Annotated in this window: 16 protein-coding genes; 12 read left to right on the plus strand and 4 right to left on the minus strand. The window is 66.7% G+C overall.

Translation table 11 applies throughout. From position 1 onward, the window contains the following. Nucleotides 1-58: 58 nt before the first annotated feature. From rplU to cgtA, 3 genes are all read left to right on the plus strand, one after another. Nucleotides 59-367 (plus strand): 50S ribosomal protein L21, encoded by a 309-nt coding sequence (gene rplU / locus SriyCCGPB3_RS05695; protein WP_005408557.1) that lies wholly within the window; start codon nucleotides 59-61, stop codon nucleotides 365-367. A gap of 18 nt (nucleotides 368-385) precedes the next feature. Further along, nucleotides 386-649: a 50S ribosomal protein L27 gene (gene rpmA, locus SriyCCGPB3_RS05700; RefSeq protein ID WP_005415704.1), complete on the plus strand. Its 264-nt coding sequence runs from the start codon at nucleotides 386-388 to the stop codon at nucleotides 647-649. A gap of 177 nt (nucleotides 650-826) precedes the next feature. Beyond that, nucleotides 827-1879 carry an Obg family GTPase CgtA gene (cgtA, locus tag SriyCCGPB3_RS05705; protein WP_350259977.1) on the plus strand — a complete coding sequence of 351 codons (1053 nt, stop codon included), beginning with the start codon at nucleotides 827-829 and terminating at the stop codon, nucleotides 1877-1879. Between the two features lie 195 nt (nucleotides 1880-2074). On the opposite strand, the gene rpsT is transcribed toward cgtA, so the two are convergent. Beyond that, nucleotides 2075-2344 carry a 30S ribosomal protein S20 gene (gene rpsT / locus SriyCCGPB3_RS05710; RefSeq protein ID WP_005408560.1) on the minus strand — a complete coding sequence of 90 codons (270 nt, stop codon included), beginning with the start codon at nucleotides 2342-2344 and terminating at the stop codon, nucleotides 2075-2077. A gap of 117 nt (nucleotides 2345-2461) precedes the next feature. Between rpsT and murJ the strand changes: the two genes are divergently transcribed. The 7 genes from murJ to SriyCCGPB3_RS05745 all read left to right on the plus strand — a co-directional run bounded on the left by murJ (nucleotide 2462) and on the right by SriyCCGPB3_RS05745 (nucleotide 12122). After that, on the plus strand, nucleotides 2462-4066 hold the full coding sequence (gene murJ / locus SriyCCGPB3_RS05715) for a murein biosynthesis integral membrane protein MurJ (RefSeq protein WP_350260357.1): 1605 nt from the start codon (nucleotides 2462-2464) through the stop codon (nucleotides 4064-4066). Between the two features lie 75 nt (nucleotides 4067-4141). Then, nucleotides 4142-5089 carry a bifunctional riboflavin kinase/FAD synthetase gene (locus SriyCCGPB3_RS05720; protein ID WP_350259978.1) on the plus strand — a complete coding sequence of 316 codons (948 nt, stop codon included), beginning with the start codon at nucleotides 4142-4144 and terminating at the stop codon, nucleotides 5087-5089. Then, entirely contained in the window at nucleotides 5086-7917 is a 2832-nt protein-coding gene (ileS, locus tag SriyCCGPB3_RS05725; RefSeq protein ID WP_110711604.1) for an isoleucine--tRNA ligase, read from the plus strand. Before SriyCCGPB3_RS05720 ends, ileS begins: the two co-directional genes overlap by 4 nt. Beyond that, a complete protein-coding gene (lspA, locus tag SriyCCGPB3_RS05730) occupies nucleotides 7917-8441 on the plus strand; it encodes a signal peptidase II (RefSeq protein ID WP_005408564.1) in 525 nt (174 codons plus the stop codon). Before ileS ends, lspA begins: the two co-directional genes overlap by 1 nt. A gap of 27 nt (nucleotides 8442-8468) precedes the next feature. Next, nucleotides 8469-9419 carry a 4-hydroxy-3-methylbut-2-enyl diphosphate reductase gene (gene ispH / locus SriyCCGPB3_RS05735; protein WP_164162733.1) on the plus strand — a complete coding sequence of 317 codons (951 nt, stop codon included), beginning with the start codon at nucleotides 8469-8471 and terminating at the stop codon, nucleotides 9417-9419. Nucleotides 9420-9576: 157 nt separating this feature from the next. Further along, entirely contained in the window at nucleotides 9577-11460 is a 1884-nt protein-coding gene (locus tag SriyCCGPB3_RS05740) for a M61 family metallopeptidase (protein ID WP_350259979.1), read from the plus strand. Then, on the plus strand, nucleotides 11457-12122 hold the full coding sequence (locus SriyCCGPB3_RS05745; RefSeq protein ID WP_350259980.1) for a lysoplasmalogenase: 666 nt from the start codon (nucleotides 11457-11459) through the stop codon (nucleotides 12120-12122). Before SriyCCGPB3_RS05740 ends, SriyCCGPB3_RS05745 begins: the two co-directional genes overlap by 4 nt. A gap of 153 nt (nucleotides 12123-12275) precedes the next feature. Here SriyCCGPB3_RS05745 and SriyCCGPB3_RS05750 read toward each other — a convergent pair whose 3' ends face one another. From SriyCCGPB3_RS05750 to SriyCCGPB3_RS05760, 3 genes are read right to left on the minus strand one after another with little or no spacing between them, the layout of a single operon-like run. Continuing rightward, nucleotides 12276-15074, minus strand: a complete 2799-nt coding sequence (locus SriyCCGPB3_RS05750; protein WP_350259981.1) for a TonB-dependent receptor plug domain-containing protein — start codon at nucleotides 15072-15074, stop codon at nucleotides 12276-12278. Between the two features lie 11 nt (nucleotides 15075-15085). Continuing rightward, nucleotides 15086-16054, minus strand: a complete 969-nt coding sequence (locus tag SriyCCGPB3_RS05755) for a FecR family protein (protein ID WP_350259982.1) — start codon at nucleotides 16052-16054, stop codon at nucleotides 15086-15088. Beyond that, nucleotides 16051-16578 (minus strand): RNA polymerase sigma factor, encoded by a 528-nt coding sequence (locus tag SriyCCGPB3_RS05760; protein WP_110711610.1) that lies wholly within the window; start codon nucleotides 16576-16578, stop codon nucleotides 16051-16053. The genes SriyCCGPB3_RS05755 and SriyCCGPB3_RS05760 overlap by 4 nt, the downstream gene beginning before the upstream one ends. Nucleotides 16579-16816: 238 nt before the next feature. On the opposite strand from SriyCCGPB3_RS05760, the gene SriyCCGPB3_RS05765 reads away from it, so the two are divergent. Both SriyCCGPB3_RS05765 and SriyCCGPB3_RS05770 read left to right on the plus strand, forming a co-directional pair. Next, nucleotides 16817-19687, plus strand: a complete 2871-nt coding sequence (locus SriyCCGPB3_RS05765) for an autotransporter domain-containing protein (RefSeq protein ID WP_153856379.1) — start codon at nucleotides 16817-16819, stop codon at nucleotides 19685-19687. 97 nt (nucleotides 19688-19784) lie between these two features. Further along, nucleotides 19785-20789 carry a 2-hydroxyacid dehydrogenase gene (locus SriyCCGPB3_RS05770; RefSeq protein ID WP_153856378.1) on the plus strand — a complete coding sequence of 335 codons (1005 nt, stop codon included), beginning with the start codon at nucleotides 19785-19787 and terminating at the stop codon, nucleotides 20787-20789. Nucleotides 20790-20808: the final 19 nt, after the last annotated feature.

Raw genomic sequence — 20808 nt, forward strand, 5'->3', positions numbered from 1 at the left:
CTGTCCGCCCTCGATGGCGGCAGCTCAGACCACAATAACTACAGAGGAAGGCCTGGTCATGTACGCAGTACTGGTCACCGGCGGTAAGCAATACCGCGTGGCGCAGGGCGAAAAGCTCCGCATTGAAAAGCTCGAAGTCGAAGTCGGCAGCGAGATCAAGTTTGACAACATCCTGATGCTGGGTGACAGCGACGGCGTGAAGCTGGGCGATGCGCTGAAGGGCGCTGCCGTCACCGCCAAGGTCCTTTCCCAGGGTCGTGCTGACAAGGTCCGGATCATCAAGTTCCGTCGCCGCAAGCACCACATGAAGCGTCAGGGTCACCGTCAGTACTACACCGAAATCGAGATCACCGGCATCGCCGGCTAAGCATCAGGAGAAGCAGTCATGGCACATAAAAAGGGCGTAGGCTCCTCGCGCAACGGTCGCGACTCCAACCCGAAGTACCTGGGCGTCAAGATCTTCGGCGGCCAGGCCATCGAAGCCGGCAACATCATCGTGCGTCAGCGCGGCACCCAGTTCCACCCGGGTTCGGGCGTTGGCCTGGGCCGTGACCACACCCTGTTCGCCCTCGTGGACGGCAAGGTGGAGTTCTCGGTCAAGGGCGCCAAGAAGCGCCGCACCGTCAGCATCGTCTCGGCCGACGCCTGATCCAGGCATCGCCGGCACCCGTGCCTCGGCATGGGGGTGCTGCATGAAGAGCCCCGCTTCGGCGGGGCTTTTCGTTAGAGTGAAAGCAAGACCGGCCAGGCCGGATTGCCGGCCAGCGGCTGGCATAACATTCAAGGCGACGGCTGGCAGGCCGCGCCCATCGCAGGCATCGAAACAATGAAACTGGTAGACGAAGCAGAAATCGAAGTGTTCGCCGGCAACGGCGGCAACGGCTGCATTGGCTTCCGTCGCGAGAAGTTCATTCCGCTCGGCGGCCCGGACGGCGGCGACGGCGGTGCGGGCGGCAGCGTGTACATCCGCGCCGACGAGAACCTGAACACCCTGGTCGACTTCCGCCATGACCGCATCTTCAAGGCGCAGCGCGGCGAGAACGGCATGGGCCGCCAGGCCTATGGCAAGGGTGGCGAAGACCTGACCATTACCGTCCCGGTTGGCACCGTGGTGATCAACGTCGCCACCGATGAAATCATCGGCGACCTGACCCAGCACAACGACCGCCTGCTGGTGGCCAAGGGGGGCCGCGGCGGCTTGGGCAACATGCATTTCAAGAGCTCGACCAACCGCTCGCCGCGCCAGGCGCTGCCGGGCGAGCCGGGCGAAGAGCGCACGCTGAAGCTGGAGCTGAAGCTGCTGGCCGACGTCGGCCTGCTGGGCTTCCCCAATGCCGGCAAGAGCACCCTGATCCGTGCCGTTTCGGCGGCGACGCCGAAGGTGGCCGATTACCCGTTCACCACGCTGTACCCGAACCTGGGTGTGGTGAAGGTGGAGAACTACCGCAGCTTCGTGATCGCCGACATTCCGGGCCTGATCGAGGGCGCGGCGGATGGTGCCGGCCTCGGTGCGCAGTTCCTGCGCCACCTGCAGCGCACCCGCCTGCTGCTGCACCTGGTGGACATCTCGCCGATGGAAGGCGGCGTGGAAGGCATTTCCCCGGTCGAGCAGGTGCGTGCGATCGAGCGCGAACTGGAAAAGCACGATCCGGAGCTGCTGAACAAGCCGCGCTGGCTGGTGCTGAACAAGGCCGACCTGATGTTCGAAGACGAAGCGAAGGCGGCGGCCGAGCAGATCGTCGCCGAGCTGGGCTGGAAGGAGCCGTGGTTCCTGGTTTCCGCGCTGGGCCGCGAAGGTACCTTCCCGATCATGAGCCGGATCATGGCCTTCTTCGATCGCCAGAAGGAAGACGAGCTGGAAGCCCGCAACGCGCAGTAATGCTGTTGTGGTTCCATGCGAAAAACCCGGCTTCGGCCGGGTTTTTCATTTTCCGGTAGTGCCGGCCGCTGGCCGACATTCCTCGGGGTTGCCGGCCAGCGGCCGGCACTACCGGATCGCGGGCAACAAAAAACCCGGCCGGGGCCGGGTTCTTGTCTGCTGCCCGACCCCGAAGGGCAGGGCGGCAACGCCGGATCAGGCGGCCTTGAGGGCCTTGATGCGGTCGTTCAGGCGGCTCTTATGACGAGCAGCCTTGTTCTTGTGGATCAGGCCACGCGCGCTGAAGCGATCCAGGATCGGCTGGGCAACGGCGAAGGCGGCTTCGGCGCCGGCGGCATCGTTGGCGTCCAGCGCCTTGATCACTTTCTTGACAGCGGTGCGCAGCATCGAGCGCTGAGCCACGTTGCGCGCGTTGCGCACGACGGTCTGCTTGGCGCGCTTCTTGGCGGACTTGATATTGGCCACGGTGGTGGTTTCCTGAAAAAATCGGTGTTATGGGAACAGCAAGCTAGCTAGTATGATGGCGTAAGAAATGCACGTCAAGTCGATTGTCAAGAGGGACGCTGAGTGAGTTCACCCAAGTTGTTGCGGGGCCTGCTGTCGTTCAGCAGCATGACCATGGTCTCGCGCGTTCTCGGACTTGTCCGGGACTTCGTGGTGACCACCACGTTCGGCACCAACGCCATCACTGATGCTTTCTGGGTCGCCTTCAGGGTACCCAATTTCCTGCGCCGGTTGTTCGCCGAAGGGTCTTTCGCCACCGCTTTCGTGCCGGTGTTCACGGAAGTGAAGGAAACCCGCAGTCACGCCGAGCTGCGCGAACTGATGGCCCGGACCGCCGGCACCCTGGGCGGGGTACTGATGCTGGTCACCGCGCTGGCGCTGATCTTCGCGCCGCAGCTGGCCTCGGTCTTCTCAAGTGGTGTTGATACCGATCCGGTCAAGCAGGGCCTGCTGGTCGACCTGTTCCGCCTGACCTTCCCGTTCCTGCTGTTCGTATCGCTGACCGCACTGGCCGGCGGCGCACTCAACAGCTTCCAGCGCTTCGCGATGCCGGCGCTGACCCCGGTCATCCTCAACCTGTGCATGATCGCCGGCGCGCTGTGGCTGGCGCCGCGGCTGGGCGGCACCCCGGAAAAGCAGATCCTGGCGCTGGGCTGGGCGGTACTCGCCGCCGGCATCCTGCAGCTGCTGTTCCAGCTGCCGTCGCTGAAGGGCATCAACCTGCTGACCCTGCCGCGCTGGGGCTGGAGCCATCCGGGCGTGCGCAAGGTGATGACGCTGATGGTGCCGACCCTGTTCGGTTCCTCGGTGGCGCAGATCAACCTGCTGCTGGATACGGTGATCGCGGCCAAGCTGACCGACGGCTCGCAGTCCTGGCTGTCGCTGGCCGATCGCTTTCTGGAGCTGCCGCTGGGCGTGTTCGGCGTGGCACTGGGCACGGTGATCCTGCCGGCGCTGGCCCGCCACCACGTCAGTACCGACCGCGAGGGTTTCTCGCGCTCGCTGGACTGGGGCCTGCGCATGACCCTGCTGATCTCGGTGCCGGCCATGTTGGGTCTGCTGCTGCTGGCCGAGCCGCTGATCGCGACCATTTTCCAGCACGGCCAGTTCAGTGCCTTCGATACCCGCATGACCGCGCTCTCGGTGTATGGCCTGAGCTTCGGCCTGCCGGCGTTCGCCCTGCTGAAGGTGGTGCTGCCGGCGTTCTATGCCCGCCAGGACACCAAGACCCCGGTACGTGCCGGCGTGGCCGCACTGGTGGCCAACATGGTGTTCAACTTCGCCCTGCTGGCCGTGCTGTACCAGGTCATGGTGCCGGACGAGCTGAAAGCGCAGGGCGTGATGGCTGCCATCGGCAAGCAGCCGGGCCTGCACCTGGCGCTGGGCATTGCCAGCGCGCTGTCCAGTTACCTGAACCTGGGCCTGCTGTGGTACTGGCTGGGCAAGACCGACGTCTACCAGCGCCGGCCGGGCTGGGGCGGCTATCTGGTACGCCTGGTGCTGGCCTGCGTGGCCATGGTTGGCGTGCTGCTGGCCCTGCTGCACTGGCTGCCGGGCTTCTCGGCAATGGGGGCATGGGAGCGGATCGGCGCACTGGCACTGCTGGTCGGCGGCGGTGGCGCGACCTATGCGGTGGCCATGCTGGCGATGGGCTTCCGCCCGCGCGACCTGCGTGGGCATTGATCGCGGCCCGTGGCGGCTATACTTCAGGGTTACACCATTGAAGCGGCGGCCCCGGTCGGGCCGGAACGAGAGTTGATGAGCAGGCTGTTCAGAAGCGTCGAGGGCGGGGAGCTGTTCCCCAACGGAAGCGTGGTCTGTATCGGTGCATTCGACGGCCTCCACCTGGGCCATCGTGCGCTGGTCCGCCACGCGGTTGCCCGCGCGCGCGCCTTGGGCGTGGCCGCGGTGGCCGTGGCGTTCGAGCCGCTGCCGCGTGAATTCTTCGCCCAAGGCACGCCGCCGCCGCGGCTGACCCTGGCGCGCAGCAAGGTCGAGATCCTGCGTGAGCTCGGCGTCGATGCGGTCGGCCTGCTGCGTTTCGACGCGGCGATGGCGGCGATGCCGGCCGAGACCTTCGTGCGCCAGTTGCTGGTCAAGCGCCTGAGTGCGCGTGAGGTCTGGATCGGCCCGGAGTTCTGCTTCGGCAACCGCCGCCGCGGCGACCTGGCCCTGCTGCAGAAGCTGGGCGCCGAGCTGGGCTTCAGCGCTGGCGAGATCGAAGCGGTGGATCTGCACGGCGAGCGCATCTCCAGCACCCGCATCCGCCAGCTGCTGCAGGACGGCGATTTCGCCCGTGCCGGCGACCTGCTCGGCCGTCCCTACGCGATCAGCGGGCGGGTGGTGCGCGGCCGCCAGCTCGGTCGTACGCTGGGCTTCCCCACTGCCAACCTGCGCTTCCCGAAGACCCCGGCACTGTCGGGCATCTACGCAACCTGGGTGCACGGCGTGTTCGACCAGCCCTGGCCCTCGGTGTCCAGCTTCGGTACGCGGCCGACCGTGGACGGCGTGGAGCCGTTGCTGGAAGCTCATCTGTTCGATTTCCAGGGCGACCTGTACGGGCGCCACATCGACGTGGAATTCGTCGCCAAGCTGCGCGACGAAGAGAAATTCAATGATCTGGCGGCACTGACCGACCAGATGCACCGCGATGCCGAACAGGCGCGCGCCATCCTTTCCGAACATAGATTGCGAGCCACTGCGTGAGCCAGGACTACAAGACCACCCTGAACCTGCCAGCCACCGAATTCCCGATGCGCGGCGACCTGCCCAAGCGCGAGCCGGGCATTCTGGCGCGGTGGGAAGAGCAGGGGCTCTACCAGCAGCTGCGCGACAACGCCGCCGGCCGCCCGCTGTTCGTGCTGCATGATGGTCCGCCGTACGCCAACGGCCGCATCCACCTCGGCCACGCGGTCAACAAGATCCTGAAGGACATCATCGTCAAGTCGCGCTACCTGGCCGGCTTCGACGCGCCCTACGTGCCGGGCTGGGACTGCCATGGCCTGCCGATCGAAATCGCGGTCGAGAAGAAGTGGGGCAAGGTCGGCACCAAGCTCGACGCCGTCGAATTCCGCCAGAAGTGCCGCGAGTTCGCCGAAGAGCAGATCAACATCCAGCGCGTGGACTTCAAGCGCCTGGGCGTGACCGGCGACTGGGACAACCCGTACAAGACCCTGAGCTTCGACTTCGAAGCCAATGAGATCCGCGCGCTGGCCAAGGTCGTGGCCAATGGCCACCTGGTGCGCGGCGCCAAGCCGGTGTACTGGTGCTTCGACTGTGGCTCGGCGCTGGCCGAGGCCGAGATCGAATACCAGGAAAAGGAATCGCCGGCGATCGACGTGGCCTACGCCGCGCGCGATGCGCAGGCCATCGGCCAGGCGTTCGGCGTGAGCGTGCCGGCTGATGTGGAAGTGGCCGTGCCGATCTGGACCACCACCCCGTGGACGCTGCCGGCTTCGCTGGCGGTGTCGCTGGGCGCGGAGATCAACTACGTGCTGGCCGAAGGCCCGGCGCACAACGGCAAGCGCCGTTGGCTGGTGCTGGCCGCGGCGCTGGCCGAGCGCGCGCTGCAGCGCTATGGCGTCGAAAACGTGGTGCTGCACGGTGAAACCACCGGTGCCGCGCTGGAGAACCAGCTGCTGGCGCACCCGTTCTACCCGGAGCGCGAGATCCTGGTGCTCAACGGCGACCACGTCTCCGACGAGGACGGTACCGGTGCGGTGCACACCGCCCCCGGCCACGGCCAGGAAGACTTCGTGGTCAGCCAGAAGTACGGCCTGCTGGACAAGTACAACGCTGGCCAGGTGACCCCGATCGACGGCCGTGGCGTGTACCTGGAATCGACCCCGCCGGCCGGTGACGTGGTGCTGGCTGGCCAGCACCTGTGGAAGGCGCAGGAGGCCATCGTCGGCGTGCTGCGCGACAACGGTTCGCTGCTGGCCTTCCACCCGATCCGCCACAGCTACCCGCACTGCTGGCGCCACAAGACGCCGGTGGTGTTCCGCGCCACCCCGCAGTGGTTCATCTCGATGGACAAGGCCAACCTGCGCAACGATGCGCTGGCCGCCATCGACACCGTCGGCTGGTTCCCGACCTGGGGCAAGGCGCGCATCCAGAGCATGGTCGACGGTCGTCCGGACTGGACCATCTCGCGCCAGCGCACCTGGGGCGTGCCGATCGCACTGTTCACCCATCGCCAGACCGGCGAGATCCACCCGCGTTCGGTGGAGCTGATGCAGCAGGTCGCCGATCGCGTCGAAGCCGAGGGCATCGACGTGTGGTACTCGCTGGATGCCGCCGAACTGCTGGGCGCCGAGGCCGCCGACTACGAGAAGGTCACCGACATCCTCGACGTCTGGTTCGATTCGGGCGTGACCCATGAAGGCGTGCTTGCCGCGCGCGGCTTCGGCAAGCCGGCCGACCTGTACCTGGAAGGTTCCGACCAGCACCGCGGCTGGTTCCAGTCCTCGCTGCTGACCGGCGTGGCGATCGACAAGCGCGCGCCGTACAAGCAGTGCCTGACCCACGGCTTCACCGTGGACGAGCACGGCCGCAAGATGTCCAAGTCGCTGGGCAACGGCATCGAGCCGCAGGACATCATGAACAAGCTGGGCGCGGACATCCTGCGCCTGTGGATCGCCTCGGCCGACTACAGCAACGAGATGTCGCTGTCGCAGGAGATCCTCAAGCGCAACGCCGACGCCTACCGTCGCCTGCGCAACACCGCGCGCTTCCTGCTCGGCAACCTGGACGGCTTCGACCCGGCCCAGCACCTGCGCCCGCTCGACCAGATGGTCGCGCTGGACCGCTGGATCGTGCATCGCGCGTGGGAGCTGCAGGAGAAGATCAAGGCAGCCTACGACGGCTACAACATGGCCGAGATCGTGCAGCTGCTGCTGAACTTCTGCAGCGTGGACCTGGGCTCGCTGTACCTGGACGTGACCAAGGACCGCCTGTACACGATGCCGACCGATTCGCACGGTCGCCGTTCGGCACAGAGCGCGATGTACCACATCGCCGAAGCGTTCACCCGCTGGGTGGCGCCGATCCTGACCTTCACCGCCGACGAGCTGTGGGGCTACCTGCCGGGCGAGCATGCCGGCCATGTGCTGTTCACCACCTGGTACGACGGCCTGGCGCCGCTGCCGGCCGATGCCCAGCTCAACGCCGCCGACTTCGACCAGCTGCTGGCCGTGCGCGAACAGGTGGCCAAGGTGCTCGAACCGATGCGTGCCAACGGCGCCATCGGTGCCGCGCTGGAAGCGGAGATCACCATCGCCGCCAACGAGGAGCAGGCCGCGAAGTGGCAGCCGCTGGCCGATGAACTGCGCTTCCTGTTCATCAGTGGCGACGTGCAGGTGCGCCCGGCGACCACCGACGAGGTGTTCGTCAGCGCCCAGCCGACTACCAAGGCCAAGTGCGTGCGCTGCTGGCACCACCGCGCCGACGTCGGCAGCAACGCCGATCATCCGGAACTGTGCGGCCGTTGCGTGAGCAACGTGACCGGCACCGGCGAAGTGCGGAGCTGGTTCTGATGGCCGCGCCCCGTCCGCATCCGAACGCCCTGGTCTGGCTGCTGCTGTCGGCCGCCATCATCGGCCTGGACCAGTGGTCCAAGGCCTGGGTGCTGTCGAGCCTGCCGGAGTTCCAGCCGGTGGTGGTCATTGATGGCTTCTGGAACTGGTACCGCACCTACAACACCGGTGCGGCGTTCAGTTTCCTGAGCGATGCCGGTGGCTGGCAGAAGTACTTCTTCACCGCGCTGGCCATCGCCATCAGCGGCCTGATGGCCTGGTGGCTGCGCGGCACCGCCCGCGGCAACTGGAAGGCCGCGGTGCCGTATGCGCTGATCATCGGCGGCGCCATCGGCAACGTGATCGACCGCCAGGTGCATGGTCACGTGGTCGATTTCATCCAGTGGTACGTGGGCAGCTACACCTGGCCCTCGTTCAACATCGCCGATTCGGCCATCGTGGTGGGTGCCATCGGCATTGCCCTGTTTGGCCTGTTCGACGGCAAGTCCGCCAAAAAGGCGGATAATGCCAATCCGAAACCGTAAGCCGGCCGCTGCCGGGAGATTGAACTGATGGATGTGCTGCTCGCCAACCCGCGTGGTTTCTGTGCCGGTGTCGATCGTGCGATCGAGATCGTCAAGCGCGCGATCGAAACGCTGGGCGCGCCCATCTACGTCCGCCATGAAGTGGTGCACAACCGCTTCGTGGTCGATGACCTGAAGCAGCGCGGCGCGATCTTCGTCGAGGAACTCGATGAAGTGCCGGACAACAACACGGTCATTTTCAGCGCGCATGGCGTGTCCCAGGCGGTGCGCCAGGAAGCCGAGCGCCGTGGCCTGAAGGTGTTCGACGCCACCTGCCCGCTGGTGACCAAGGTCCACTTCGAGGTTGCCCGCCACTGCCGTGCCGGCCGTGACGTGGTGCTGATCGGCCACGCCGGTCACCCGGAAGTGGAGGGCACCATGGGCCAGTGGAACCGCGAAGCCGGCACCGGCCAGATCTATCTGGTCGAGGATGTCGAGCAGGTTGCCACGCTGCACATCAACCAGCCGGAAAACTTCGCCTACACCACCCAGACCACGCTGTCGGTGGACGACACGCGCGGCATCATCGATGCATTGCGCGAGCGTTTCCCGGCGATGCAGGGCCCGAAGAACGACGATATCTGCTACGCCACGCAGAACCGCCAGGACGCCGTGCGTGACCTGGCCAAGCGCTGCGACCTGGTGCTGGTGGTCGGTTCGCCGAACAGCTCCAACTCCAACCGCTTGAGTGAGCTGGCCCGTCGTGAAGGCGTGGAGTCGTACCTGATCGACGGCGCGCACGAGATCGACCCGGCGTGGGTGGCAGGCAAGCAGCATATCGGCGTGACCGCCGGTGCCTCGGCGCCGCAGGTGCTGGTCGATGGCGTGCTGGCGCGCCTGGCCGAGCTGGGCGCCACCGGCGTGGGCGAGCTGGACGGCGAACCGGAATCGATGGTGTTCGCGCTGCCGAAGGAACTGCGCCTGCGCCTGGTTGACTGACCGGGCCTGACTCTGGTGGGTGCGAACCTTGGTTCGCACTGTCGGATGGCGTTTTGCCACATCAGGCCGGAGCGCCACCGACCATGACCTTCGGCCATGGGGCCGGGCACTGCACAGGCCTAGCATCGGAAGATTCTCCGTTGTTGGAACCTGCCCGATGAAGACCCGAGCCCTGGCCATGTCATTGCTGTTCGCGCTGGCGGCCACGCCCGCGCTGGCGCAGACCTCGCCGCCGGGCGATGCCGCGGCCCCTGGCCTGCTGCGCATCGACGTGGATGCACGCGACCTCGCGCGCCGCATCTTCAAGGTGACCGCCACGGTGCCGGCCAAACCCGGCCCGATGACCCTGCTATACCCGCAGTGGATTCCCGGCAACCATTCGCCCACCGGCCCGATCGACAAGCTGGCCGGCCTGCGCGTGGCGGCCAACGGCAAGCCGCTGGCCTGGCAGCGTGACCAGTTCAACGTCTATGCGTTCAAGGTGAACGTGCCCGAGGGCGTGAGCGAGATCGTCGCCCACTTCGATTTCCTGTCCTCGCAGGGTGGCAGCCAGGGCCGGGTGGTGATGACCCCGGAAATGCTCAACCTGCAGTGGAACGCCAACTCGCTGTATCCGGCCGGTGTCGACGCTCGCCAGCTGCAGGCGCAGGCCAGCGTGACCCTGCCCAAGGGCTGGTCGTTCGCCACTGCGCTTGAAACCGCGCGACGCGATGGCGATACCGTCGTCTTCAAGCCGATCTCGTATGACCATCTGGTCGATTCGCCGTTGTTCGCCGGCGAGCACTACCAGCGCATCGATCTCGATCCGGGCGCGAAGGTGCCGGTGCACCTCAATGTGTTTGCCGACGACGCCAAGTCGCTGAAGCCGAGCGAGGCGCAGATCACCATGCACCGCGCGCTGGTGCAGCAGGCCGACAAGCTCTATGGTGCGCGCCACTACAACCACTACGAGTTCCTGCTGGCGTTGACCGACCGCCTCGGTGGCATCGGCCTGGAGCATCACCGCTCCAGCGAGAACAGCGCCGACCCGGGTTACTTCACCGAGTGGGACAGCAACGCGTGGATGCGCGACCTGCTGCCGCATGAGTACACCCATTCGTGGAACGGGAAGTACCGTCGCGGCGCCGATCTGGCCACCGCCAACTTCAACGTGCCGATGGGCGACAGCCTGCTGTGGGTGTACGAGGGCCAGACCCAGTTCTGGGGCCAGGTGCTGGCGGCGCGTTCGGGGCTGTGGTCGACCGCGCAGGCGCGCGACATGCTGGCCAACGTGGCCGCGACCTATGACCGTGGTCGCCCGGGCCTGGCCTGGCGGCCGCTGCAGGACACCACCAACGACCCGACCATCGCCCAGCGCCGCACGTTGCCCTACCGCAACTACCAGATGAGTGAGGACTACTACTCCGGCGGCCAGATGCTGTGGCTGGAAGTGGAGGGCAAGCTGCGCGAACTGAGCGGCAATCGCCGCAGCCTGGACGACTTCGCACGCGCCTTCTTCGGGGTCGGTAATGGCGATTGGGACGTCAACCCGTACACCTTCGATGATGTGGTTGCGACCTTGAACGGCATCGCGCCGTACGACTGGGCGACGTTCCTGCGCGGGCGCCTGGACGGCCATGGTTCGTTGACCGGCGGCCTGGAACTGGCGGGCTGGAAGCTGGTTTACCGCGATACCCCGAACGACGCCTACAAGGCGCAGGAAAAGCGCGCCAAGGCCGCGTTGCTGGCGTACTCACTGGGTGCGACCGTGCTCGACAACGGCACGGTCGGTGACGTGATCTGGGACAGTCCGGCGTTCAACGCCGGTCTTGCACCGGGCATGAAGGTGATCGCGGTTGGCGGCCGTGAATACAGCAGCCAGCGCTTGAAGGACGCCGTCGCCGGCGCGGCGAAGGACAAGGCGCCGATCGTGTTGCTGGTGAAGCAGTTCGATCGCATCGAAACGATGAGCATCGCCTACCACGGTGGCCTGCAGTACCCGGTGCTGGAGCGCATCGCCGGCAAGCCTGACCGCCTGGCGGACCTGTGGAAGGCGCGATGAAACCGCGCGCCCGCGATGGCGTGATCCTGCTGATGGCGGTCCTCGCCATCGTCGGTGCCTACCTGCACGGCGATGGGCACTGGCTGCACTGGCTGGCCAAGCCGGCCACTACGCTGTTGATCGCTGCCATCGCCTGGCGCGTGCACGATCCCGCGCAACCGTTCTATCGGCGTGCGGTGCTGGCCGGCATGCTGCTGTCGTGCGTGGGCGACATTGCGCTGATGCTGCCGATGGACGCGTTCGTGCCGGGGCTGGTCGCGTTCCTGTTGGCGCACCTCTGCTACATCGTCGCCTTCCGCGATGGCCTGCGTGCCGGGCGTGGGCTGTTGGCCGCCAGCGTCCTGCTGGCGGCGTTCGCCGTGCTCAACGTGATGGGCCTGTGGCCGCACCTGCCTGCACCGATGCGTGCGCCGGTGCTGGCGTACGTGGTGGTGCTGGCCTCGATGGCGGTGCTGGCCCTGGCACGGCAGTGGCGCCGCCCGCAGCCTGACGCCATGGAGGCAGCCAGTGCCCGCTGGGCCGCTGCCGGTGCCGTGCTGTTCGTCGCCAGCGATTCACTGTTGGCCTGGGACCGCTTCGCCGGTGGCCTGCCACTGGCCAGCCTGCTGGTGCTGTCCACGTACTACGCCGCGCAGTACGCCATCGCGCGCTCGGTGAAATAGCAAAAAGGGGACGGAGGGGATTAAGTCGTATGCAGCATCAAGGCATATGCGACTTAATCCCCTCCGTCCCCTTTTTCTGTTGTCTGCCGGGGCCACACCGTGCGTGATGTGTGCAGCAGGCGCGGGGCGAGTGCCGACTGTCCTTGCGCCCTGTCAGCGGAACTGCAGGGTAAGCAGGTAGTAGCGACCGAGCGGGTCGTCCAGCCCGGGCATCTGGCCGCCATTGCCGACCAGATAGTTCACCGGTTGAGCATCAAGCACATTGTGCACGTCCAGTGCTGCGACGATGCGTGGGCCGAGGCGGCGTGCCAGGTGCAGGTTCCAGCGCAGCTGGCGTGGATTCATGCAGTGGTTCCGGTCGACCTGATCCTGTGGGCACTCGGCCCCCGGCAGCCAGGCGCGGGTGCGCCCGACCTGGTTGCCGCGCAGGGCGATGTCCCAGTTGCTGTTCTGCCATTGCACGTTCAGCACCGCAGCCAGTTCGGGTGTCACGTGGCCGCGCAGGTCCACGGCAGCCTCATGGTCACGGCGGCGACGCAGTTCCTGCTGTTTCAGCGCATCGAGCGAGAACAGCCATTGGCCGTTGCTGCCGGAATCGATGCGGTACTCGCCACGCAGGACCCAGTTGCGGGACGTGGTGCGGCCGATGTTGTCGAACGACAGGCGCAGGCTGCTCAGGTGGCCGTCTTCATCCAGTTCCCAGGTGCTGCGATTCCACACCGCGTCGCTCGGCTGCAAGGCGAGGATCTCGTTGCGCAGTTCCACGATGTTGTGGGTCAGCGATAGCGAGAAGGTGTCGCTGGGCGTCCACGTGGCCGCCAGCGAATGGCTGCGCGATCGCTCGGCCTTCAGTGCATCGTTCTCCACCACGTTGGCGGTGATGCTGCAGCCGCCACCGCGCGTGGCCATTGCACATTCCGGAAGCGCACTGGAAACCGGAAGCGTGATCGAGCCGAAGTAGCCCGGAGGCCGCCGTTGCTCGAACAGGCTCGGCGCACGGTAGCCGCGCCCGCTGGCCAGCAGGAACGACCAGTGCGGCGTCGGGCTCCAGCGCAGTCCGGCGCGTGGCGAGAATGCCATGAAGCCGCCGTCGCGGTCCCAGCGTGCAGCCAGGTCGGCGCGCAGCGTGGGTGCCAGCGGCAGGCCCAGCTCGGTGTAGATGCCACTGCTTTGTCGCGACAGGCGGCGTTGCTGCTGCGGCAGGCCCAGCGCAAGGTCGCCCTGGCTCAGCAGCGCGTCCGGACGCGAGGTCCAGCGTTCGTGGCGCAGGTCGATGCCGGTGGCCAGCTGCGCATTGCCGCCGGGCATCGCCATCAGCTCACGCTGCACGCCCCACCAGCCCTGCCATTGCGCGGTGCTGCCGCGGTTGCGGATGGACGGAAACAGCGTGTCCGCCTCCGCCGCCGGAGGTGCGTCGAAACCGGGAGTGAACCTGCGCGCCTGCGTTGCTTCAAGCAGGCGCGTCGTGCGCACTGTGCCTGCAGTGGACAAGGTGACTTCGCTGCGCTGCGCACTGATGCCGGCCTCCCAGCTGTGCCGGCCCTGGTCACGGCCGATGCCGAAGGTGAAGTCGGCATCGGTGGCGCGGACGCTGGGGCGCACGTTGCCGGCCTCGCGCAGCACAGTGTTGAAGGTGATTCCCCGCGAGACAACCGCAACGGCGGTCGGGCCCAGGTCGAAGCGCTGGCGGTTGTGACTGGCCCGCGCCTCGACATAGGCATAGCGTCCCTCACCACGTTCGTGCCGGTAGTGCAGGTAGGCCGACGCAGTGTCCGAGGCGGGTTGCAGCGAGCGCGGTCGCGCGCTGTCGAACCAGCAGCCATCCTCGCGCCGCTTCAGGGGCGGCTCGCAGCGCCGGGCGGGCACGTACCAGTTGCCGGAGATCGCGCCGATCGGATACAGCGAGGTTTCCGCATGCCAGTCACGCTGGTCGCCGGCGACATGCTCGACACGGTGCAGATCGACGCCGGCAAACCAGCGGTCTCCGTTGCCACGCACGCCGCCCGTAGCGGCCTGCAGGCGGTACTGGCCGGCATCACCGCGGCTGCTCAGGCCGGTCTGCAGCATGGCTTCGGGCCCATCGGCCTGGTCGCGCAGGATGATGTTGACCACGCCGGACATGGCATCGGCCCCATAGATGGCCGAGGCACCGCCGCGTACCAGTTCGATGCGGTCGACGAAACTGAGCGGAATGCCACCGAGGTCGGTGAGCCCGCCCTGTTCCAGCGACACCATCGGATAGCGTGGCAGGCGCCGGCCATTGACGAGGAACAGGGTGGCACGCGGTCCCATGCCGTCGAAGCTGGTGGTGGCAGCAGCACCGACCGGCAGGTACTGCGAGTCGCCGCCGCGCGAGGTACTCATGGCGGGATGGCCGTTCATGCCGGGCAGGTGGCGTAGCAGATCGAACAGATTGCCGTAGCCACTGCGCAGGATGTCGTCGCGATCGATGGTGGTGACTGGCAGCGTGGTCTGCACCGAGGTACGCGGCAGCCGGCTGCCGGTGACGTGGATGGTCGCCAGTTCCACCTGGTGTGGCGTGTCGGTGGGCTTGGCGGCCGGGCGCGGGACGCGCGCGGCTGCGACCCCGTGCGGCGGCTTGGCCAGAGTTTCGGGATGGACCCGCCGCACGACAAAGGCACCCGAAGACGTGCGCAGGATGCTCACTGGCAGGCCGGCAACCAGCTGCTTCAGGGAGGCCGCGGTATCACGCTGGCCACGGGTGCCATCGGTGCGCAGGTCATCCAGTTCGCGTGCGTCGAACAGCAGGGCGGTGCCACTCTGCCGGGCCCACTGCTGCAATGCCGGTAACAGCGGGCCGGCGCCCACGTCGATCTCCAGCGTGCCCGCGGGCTCGCTGGCATCGGCCATCGGTAGTGCGGCAACACCCAGCGCAAGGCATAGCAGGGCGCGGAGCAGCCCCCACTGCAGCGCATCCGGACCTGCCTTCACTGCCGGTCTCCTCAGTACGTGCGGCGCAGTTCCAGCGCGCCATCCGGACGCGTCTGGCCAGCGACGGACCAGCCCAGTTCCAGCGCCGACAGCAACTCCTGTGCATCGCCTGCGCGGAAGGTGCCGCTCACGGCCAGGTCTGCGATCTCCGGATCGGCGATCACCAGCGGCGTGCGGCCATAGCGGTTCATGCGTTCAACCACGATCGACAGTGGCGTGGCGTCGAAGATCAACTGCCCATGCAGCCAGCCTTCGGCCGCCGCCGTGGATGACAGTGCCGGCCCTGGCTGGATGCGCCCGGACGGCAGCACCTGCAGTTGCTGACCGGGCGCCAGCGTGTGCTGGGCTGCGCCGTTGCTGACTTCCACTGCACCTTCCAGCAGCGCGACTTCGACCAGACCATCGTGCAGGCGTTCGACCTGGAAGGTGGTGCCGATGTCGCGGATCGTGCTGTCGCCGGCGTGCAGCTGCAGTGCCTTGTTCGATGGCGCAACCTGCAGTTGCAGGCGCCCGCGCTCAAGGTCCAGTTCGCGGAGGCGCCAGCCGAATCGCGCATGCAGCGTGGTGCCGGCATCCAGCGTGGCCACGCTGCCATCGGCCAGCGTCAGTTGTCGCGGCTGTTGGCTGTCATTGGCATAGCGTTGGGGTGTGGGGTTGCCATCCACAGCGACCATCCAGCCCATGCCGACAGCCAGGCAGATGCCGGCGGCGGCGCCGAGCGCAGGCAGCCAGCGGCGTCGGGGCGCGCGCGCCGCGCGTGCTGCAGCGGTGCGCAGCCAGGGGTCCGCTGCCAGGCCCTCACCCTGCTGGAACAGGTTCTCGGCCTGCACCCAGGCTTTGACATGGTCAGGGTCTTCGGCCAGCCAGTCCTCGAACGACTCGCGCTCGGCCGGCGTGCAGTCCGGGGCTTCCAGCCGCGCCACCCAGCTGCTGGCGCGCTCGAACAGCGAGGCGTCTTCCATGTGCCGGTGGCTGTTCATTCCGTATCCCTGTCATTGTGCAGTGGATCCGGTCCCAGCTCCTGGCGCAGGCCCTGCAGGGCACGGGCGATGTGTTTTTCCACGGTCTTGGCTGTAATTCCACAGTGCCGCGCGATCTGTGTATAGCTCATGCCGGTGATCCGGTTGAGCAGGTACACCTCGCGCGCGCGCTCGGGCAGTTTGAAGAGGGCCTGCCGCAGCAGGGACAGCATCTGCCCCGACTCGGCCTGGCGCAATGGATCCGGTGACGAGCTGGTGGGCTCGTCGCTGCCATCGTGCTCGGCCAGTGACAGATGCGGTCGCGATTGTGGCGAGCGACCGCGATCCGCCAGGCGGTTGCGGGCGATACGATACAGCAGCAGGCGCAGTTCGTCGGGGCCGTGCGCACGATAACGGATCAGCCGTTCCATGCAGTCCTGGGCGATGTCCTCTGCATCCTCCGGCCCGACGCCCCGCGTGCGCAGGAACGCGCACAACGGTGCCCGTTCTTCGCGCACGAACGCGATGAAAGCGTCCGCAGGCACGGGCGGCTCCGGCGCGTGATGGATCAGGGGGGACGGGGCGGACAGGGCTGGCCTCGACAGACATTGGCGGATGCGTCATCGAGTTTTACGCGACGATGACCGGATGGGGAAGAGTGTGTAGTACTGCGCGTTTCATTATGAATGCGTTCATGTTTATTGGCCGGGCAGGCTGGGGGAGTTTGCGGTACTCCGACGTTTGACTCTTTACCCGCGTGTTGCGGGTGGAGAGAGAGAACGTATGAAGCATTCGAAGTTGAGCCTGGCCCTGGCCGGGCTGATCGGCGTTGGCGCCATCGCGGCAGCTGATGACGTCATGGCAATGAGTTATCACGTGCAGGGTGACCGCATCTTCCTGAGCGGCGGCGTCACCTATGCCGACGTTGTGTCGCTGCCCGCGTTGCTGGCCAAGGCGCAGGCCGAGGGCCGGCCGATCCGTGAGGTGGTGCTGCGCACGTCCAATGGTGGTGCGTTGATCGCCGGCGAGTGGCTGCAGGGCATCATCCGTACCTCCGGACTGAACACCATCGTGTCCGGTCACTGCATTTCATCCTGCTCGATCATGCAGTCTGGTGGCGTCGAGCGTTATCTGGCCGGCGACCTGCCGATCGTCGACTCGGTGCAGATCCACGCGGCCAGCAATGGCGGCAAGGTGATCTACACGCCGTCGCCACGCATGACCCAGATCTATACCGGCAACTACGGTGGTGGCATGGATGCCGGCCTGCTGCAGAAGGCGATGTACGAGGTGGTGCAGCCGAACGGCCTGCTGGTGTTCCGCGATCCGGCACGCGGCACGGGCCCCTCGGTCACCTTCGATCCCGATGGCAGCGGCAGCAAGCTGGAGTCGTTCCCCGGCCAGGACATCTACAGCAACAAGATCATCACCGCGAACGGTTACCGCGATCCGGGTGACACCCTCAACGTCACGGCCAACGTGAGCGGCGACATCAACCCCGCTTACCTGCGCACCGGTCGCCAGCTGCAGACCTTCGTCGATGATGATTTCGCGCGCTGGAACACCAACTGGCAGTCTACTTACATCAACCTGGCGCAGAGCATCTACAACGCCTCCAGCAAGGGTCCGCAGGGCATCGGCCCGGATTCGGTGCAGGACTACCTCAACGATCCGGGCATCCAGGCGCTGCTGCTGTCCAAGTTGCGCCTGGCTGACCTGGACGTATCCACGCTCGACAACGCCATGGGCGTGATCCGCGTGACCAACGGTGCCACCTGGCGCACGGCCGCCACCACCGGCGCCGACTTCATGCTGGTCGACAACGGCACCATCGCACTGGAAGGCGGCGCGCTGCGTGCGTCGGAAGTGCGCGTGCTGGGCGCCGGCACGCTGGTCGGCCATGGCGACGTGGCCGGCACCGCGATGGATCTTGATGCACTGGGCAGCGGTTCCGGCCCCTCCTGGCGCGAGGATGGCTTCAACCGCCTGCGCGTGTTTGGCACGCTGATGCCGCGCGGCGGTGATCTGGTCACCCATGGCTACGTCAACATCATGCCGGGCGGCAAGCTGTTGTTCGACGTCACCGAGAACGGCGGCGCGGCCACGGGCCGACTGCGCGTGGGCACGTTCTTCGATGACGAACCGACCGATGGCGCGCTGGTGATCGCCAAGGGCGCCTTCCTCGAACTGAATGTGGCGCAGGGCTACTACGGCCAGGACTTCCGCCGTGACCTGGTGCAGGGCCCGATCTACCAAGGTGGCTTCGAAGACGTCGTGCGCCTGGGGGACACCGGCTACAGCGCCAGCATCACCGCTGGCGACGTGTTCCGTCCGCGCCACAACTCGCTGCTGAGCTTCAACGTGAAGCAGACCGCCGACGGCCTGTGGCTGACGGCAAACCCCGGCTTCGATCAGCTGGGCCTGTTCACCAACGCCACCTCCGGCGACGGGCTGGGCCGCGCGCTGGCGACCGCCTCCGCCCGCCAGGACAGCGGCCTGAAGTCGCTGCTCGGCGCGCTGCAGTTCGCCGACCGTGATGTGATCGCGCAGCAGGCCGGTGTCCTGCGTGGTGACGCGCACGCCAGCCTGCGACTGGCCGACAATGCACTGATCGGCAGCATCGGCAACGTCGTGCAACAGCACCAGGCGGCGATGCGCAGTGGCGGTGATGCAGACGGGCTGGCTTCGCAGGCCGCGCAGTCGGTTTCGTCGCAGCCGGGCATGCGCCATGGCAGCCTGTTCAACCAGCTGGCCATGCATCTGGTCGAGCCGGCCGGCGGCGGTGCTGGCGGCAACGAGGCAGGGCACAGCCGTGGGCTGTGGGCGCGCGGTTTTGCCAGCCATGGCCGCATTGATGCCGACGGCGGCGTGGCCGGCCTGAGCCACAATGTCGGCGGTATCGTGATCGGTGCCGATACCCGCGTGGCCGATGACCGCGTCACCCTGGGCGTCAGCGTGGCAGCGGCGGACATGTCGACCAAGGCCAGTGATGGCTCCGGGTTCAGCGGTGACGTGCGTGCGCTGGACGTGGGCGGTTACCTGGATGCGACGTACTCGCGCGGCTACCTGTCGGCAGCGGTGCGCTACACCGACCTGCGCCATGACACCCGTCGCAGCATCGGTGGTATCGATGGCCTGCAGCAGCCCCTGCGTGCGAAATACAGCAACGATGCGATCTCCGCGCGTGTCGAACACGCGTTTTCGTTCACCACCGGCAACGGCCTGGTGATCCAGCCGCTGCTGCCGGTGGTGGACTACGCGCGTACCTCGGCCACCCGCTTCAATGAAGGGCAGGGCGCGGGTGCGCTGGTGGGCCGCAGCGGCAGCCTGGAGAGCATCCGCGTCGGCGCCGGCCTGCAGCTGTTCAAGACCTTTGAAGGCAACAACGGCGAGCGCATCACGCCGCGCGCGCGGGTGGTCTGGCAGAAGGAACTGGGCGATTCGCAGGCCCGCTACAGCACTGGCTTCGCGGCTGCGCCGGATCTGGTGTTTGGCGCCAGCAGCCAGGCCGTGGGCGAGCAGGTGCTGGCCTGGAACCTGGGTGTGACCAGTCGCGCCAGCGAGCGCCTGTCGATCATGGCCGACTACGTTGGCGAGCGCCGTGATGGGCAGATCCAGAACGGCGTGATGCTGGGTCTGGGCTACAAGTTCTAAGTGACGCCCGGCACCGGCGATGACGGCATCGCCGGTGCCATCCCAACGCGGGTGCTGCTGCGGTATGGTCGGTATGCCATTCCACCCAGGCCCGTCCATGCAGATCGCCGTCTTCAGCGCCCGCCCCTATGATCGTCGTTTCCTTGAGGAGGCCAACCAGCGCGATGCCGCTGGAAAGGGCTTTGCGTTCGTCTATTTCGATGCTGCGCTGGATGTGCATACGGCCGCGCTGGCGCAGGATTGCACCGCGGTCTGCGTGTTCGTCAACGATCGACTTGATGCGCAGGTGCTGCGCGCGCTGCACACGTTGGGTGTGCGGGCCGTGCTGCTGCGCTGTGCGGGCTTCAACAATGTGGATCTGGGGGAGGCGAAAGCGCTGGACCTGTTCGTCGCGCGTGTGCCGGCCTATTCCCCCGAAGCGGTGGCCGAGCATGCACTGGCGCTGGTGATGACCCTCAACCGCCAGACCCATCGTGCCTACAACCGCGTGCGCGAGGGCAACTTCATGCTCGATGGCCTGCTCGGGCGCACCTTGCATGGCCGCACGGTCGGCATCGTCGGTGCCGGCAAGATAGGCCTGGCCACCGCGCGTATCTTCAAGGGCATGGGCTGCACCGTGCTGGGGCATGATCCGTATCCATCGTCGGGCTTTGAGGGTGTGGGCGACATGGTTGAACGGGATGAACTGCTGTCGCGTGCCGACATCGTCTCGCTGCATTGCCCTTTGACGCCCGAAACCCAGCACCTGATCAACGACGCCTCGCTGGCGCGGATGAAGCCCGGCGCGATGCTGGTCAATACCTCACGCGGCGCACTGGTCGACACCCATGCGGTGATCCGCGCGCTGAAGTCGCGCCGGCTGGGGCATCTGGCCATCGACGTGTACGAGCAGGAGAGCGCGCTGTTCTTCCAGGACCTGTCCGGCGAGATCATTGACGATGAGGCCTTCCAGCGGCTGATGACCTTCCCCAATGTGCTGGTGACCGGACATCAGGGCTTCTTCACTGTGGAGGCGCTGCAGGAGATCTCGGCGATCACGCTGGGGAATCTGCGGGATTTCGTGGCCGGGCGGGCGTGCGGGAACCGGGTGGAGGCGGGCTGAGCCGGGTGGATTGACCGCC

This window comes from Stenotrophomonas riyadhensis (genome assembly GCF_040256885.1).
In the GTDB taxonomy this organism is placed as follows: Bacteria; Pseudomonadota; Gammaproteobacteria; order Xanthomonadales; family Xanthomonadaceae; genus Stenotrophomonas; species Stenotrophomonas riyadhensis.

Coding starts and splice junctions, on each gene's coding strand:
- rplU (WP_005408557.1), top strand. CDS start 59: ATGTACGCAGTACTGGTCACCGGCGGTAAGCAATACCGCGTGGCGCAG.
- rpmA (WP_005415704.1), top strand. CDS start 386: ATGGCACATAAAAAGGGCGTAGGCTCCTCGCGCAACGGTCGCGACTCC.
- cgtA (WP_350259977.1), top strand. CDS start 827: ATGAAACTGGTAGACGAAGCAGAAATCGAAGTGTTCGCCGGCAACGGC.
- SriyCCGPB3_RS05720 (WP_350259978.1), top strand. CDS start 4,142: ATGAGCAGGCTGTTCAGAAGCGTCGAGGGCGGGGAGCTGTTCCCCAAC.
- lspA (WP_005408564.1), top strand. CDS start 7,917: ATGGCCGCGCCCCGTCCGCATCCGAACGCCCTGGTCTGGCTGCTGCTG.
- ispH (WP_164162733.1), top strand. CDS start 8,469: ATGGATGTGCTGCTCGCCAACCCGCGTGGTTTCTGTGCCGGTGTCGAT.
- SriyCCGPB3_RS05740 (WP_350259979.1), top strand. CDS start 9,577: ATGAAGACCCGAGCCCTGGCCATGTCATTGCTGTTCGCGCTGGCGGCC.
- SriyCCGPB3_RS05745 (WP_350259980.1), top strand. CDS start 11,457: ATGAAACCGCGCGCCCGCGATGGCGTGATCCTGCTGATGGCGGTCCTC.
- SriyCCGPB3_RS05755 (WP_350259982.1), bottom strand. CDS start 16,054: ATGAACAGCCACCGGCACATGGAAGACGCCTCGCTGTTCGAGCGCGCC.
- SriyCCGPB3_RS05765 (WP_153856379.1), top strand. CDS start 16,817: ATGAAGCATTCGAAGTTGAGCCTGGCCCTGGCCGGGCTGATCGGCGTT.
- SriyCCGPB3_RS05770 (WP_153856378.1), top strand. CDS start 19,785: ATGCAGATCGCCGTCTTCAGCGCCCGCCCCTATGATCGTCGTTTCCTT.